General features: G+C 35.2%; 1 protein-coding gene. It reads left to right on the top strand.

The window, feature by feature from the left end:
- Positions 1-469 precede the first annotated feature (469 nt).
- Positions 470-1,714: an FIST N-terminal domain-containing protein gene (locus tag AFK68_RS00890; protein WP_210407154.1), complete on the top strand. Its 1,245-nt coding sequence runs from the start codon at positions 470-472 to the stop codon at positions 1,712-1,714.
- Positions 1,715-2,220 lie beyond the last annotated feature (506 nt).

Raw genomic sequence — 2,220 nt, 5'->3', positions numbered from 1 at the left:
TCATTAGACAAAGATGAGGATAGATGAGAAATAGTATCTTGTTTAATAGACATCTAGATGGTGAATGATAAATACTTGGAAGCAAACTAATTATTTATATAGGTTTTTGAGCGGATCGCCAGGGAAGGGAGGAACTTTCCGGCAAATTGTTAAATCATGTAAATCATGTCTTTCTAAATNCCGAAAAGTTTAATAGACATCTAGATGGTGAATGATAAATACTTGGAAGCAAACTAATTATTTATATAGGTTTTTGAGCGGATCGCCAGGGAAGGGAGGAACTTTCCGGCAAATTGTTAAATCATGTAAATCATGTCTTTCTAAATTAGGAGTCAAAAAATTAACTCCATCCTCTAGTCTTCTGCCTGATTTTCGCTTTTAACCCTATTCGTGATTTCCTATTCGCAATTATTTAACTGAAATATTAACATTATAAATATAATTATAATTCATAAGGAGCGTCAAACAGATGCGGTGGTCAAACTCTCTATCAACCCGTCCTTCATTAGAAGCAGCAGTTAAAGAAGTAGTAGAAAAAAGTTTAGAATCATTAGGAACTACAGCAAATTTAGGACTGGTATTTATCTCATCAGCTTTTACCAGTGAATATCCACGACTAATGCCCTTGCTGAAAGAACATCTACCAGAAACAATTATCATAGGCTGTGGTGGTGGCGGTATTGTTGGTATGAATGAGTACGGAAAACCAGAGGAAGTAGAACAACAGATAGCCATTAGCCTTAGTTTGGCACATTTGCCAGAAGTAACGGTAAAAGCTTTTCACATATCAGCCGAACAACTACCAGACTTAGACAGTTCTCCCGATGATTGGTGTAATCTAATCGGAGTACCTACTTCAGACCAACCTCAATTTGTTATTTTTGCCGATCCATTTTCTGGTAGAATTAATGACTTGCTTCAAGGACTAGATTATGCTTATCCTCATTCCCCCAAGGTGGGAGGATTAGCTAGTAGTGGACTAAATGGCCAAAATTCTGGACTCTTTTGTGAAAATCGACTCTATCAAAAAGGAGTTGTAGGAGTCTCTCTTTCTGGCAATATTATCTTAGAAACAATAGTAGCTCAGGGTTGTCGCCCTATTGGCAAACCTTATCGGGTTACACAAGGAGAGCGTAATATTGTTCTAGAACTGGAAGAATTAGCTAATTCCGATGAAATTGTTAGTGATGGTGTTAGACAATCTCCATTAGAAGCACTACAAAATTTAGTACAAAATCTCAATGAACAAGACCGCAGACTAGCCGAAAATTCTCTATTTGTCGGTATAGTCAGAGACGAATTTAAGCAAAATTTAGAACAGGGAGACTTTTTAATCCGTAATTTAATTGGGGTAGACCCTAAAGCAGGAGCGATCGCTATAGGTGATCAAGTGAGAACTGGACAACGTATTCAATTTCATTTACGGGATGCCAATACTTCAGCAGAAGATTTAGAAATGTTACTAGAACGCTATCAAAGAGATGTTGCTTTGGACACTACAACTACGAACAATGCTGCTGCTCTAATGTTCTCTTGTTTCGGACGCGGGGAGGGACTATATGGTAAGCCTAACTTTGATTCTAGATTATTTAGTAGTTATTTGAATATTCCCATAAGTGGGTTTTTCTGTAATGGTGAAATTGGCCCTGTAGGTAGTAATACATTTTTACATGGTTATACCTCTGTATTTGGTATTTGTCGTCAACCTTCTTGATAGAATTGATATACCTGAAGTCAGAAGTTAAATTCGCAGCACGAACTAAATTTGAAAGTTTGAGAATGCCTTAATAGTAATAGCAACTGGCTTAATATCATGTCCGGTAGCATCGGTATTGTAAGGAAGAAGGCTTTAATTATCTAGGAGAGAAGGGTTAAAAGCACAAAAAAACTTGAAATTTCCCATAGATATTAACAGTTAGGTTTACACAAACAATACCAGTGGACATGATATAACTGAATAATAATTTAAAAGTCAAAAGCGATTAAATATGAACTTTTGACTTAACTACTTTTGACAAGTAAAAATTATTACCTATTGAAAATCAAATAAAGTCTAAAATCAAAACACTTCTTGCAAACGTTAGAAATAGAAAATAAGAAAGATCGACATTATAAAAAAGTCAGAAAAAGTTTATTTTTGTCATAGGTTGAATAACTGACTTAGGCAAATAGACGAATTTTATTGCAACATTAATATGGCATTATTATCAATATTATTAG

Source organism: Hydrocoleum sp. CS-953, from assembly GCF_002260545.1.
Lineage (GTDB): Bacteria > Cyanobacteriota > Cyanobacteriia > Cyanobacteriales > Microcoleaceae > Trichodesmium.
Note: the sequence above shows the minus strand (reverse complement) of the source record. Positions and strands in the feature narration are given on the sequence as shown.

Excerpts from the sequence above, each read along its gene's own strand:
- AFK68_RS00890 (WP_210407154.1), top strand. The coding sequence starts at position 470 with ATGCGGTGGTCAAACTCTCTATCAACCCGTCCTTCATTAGAAGCAGCA.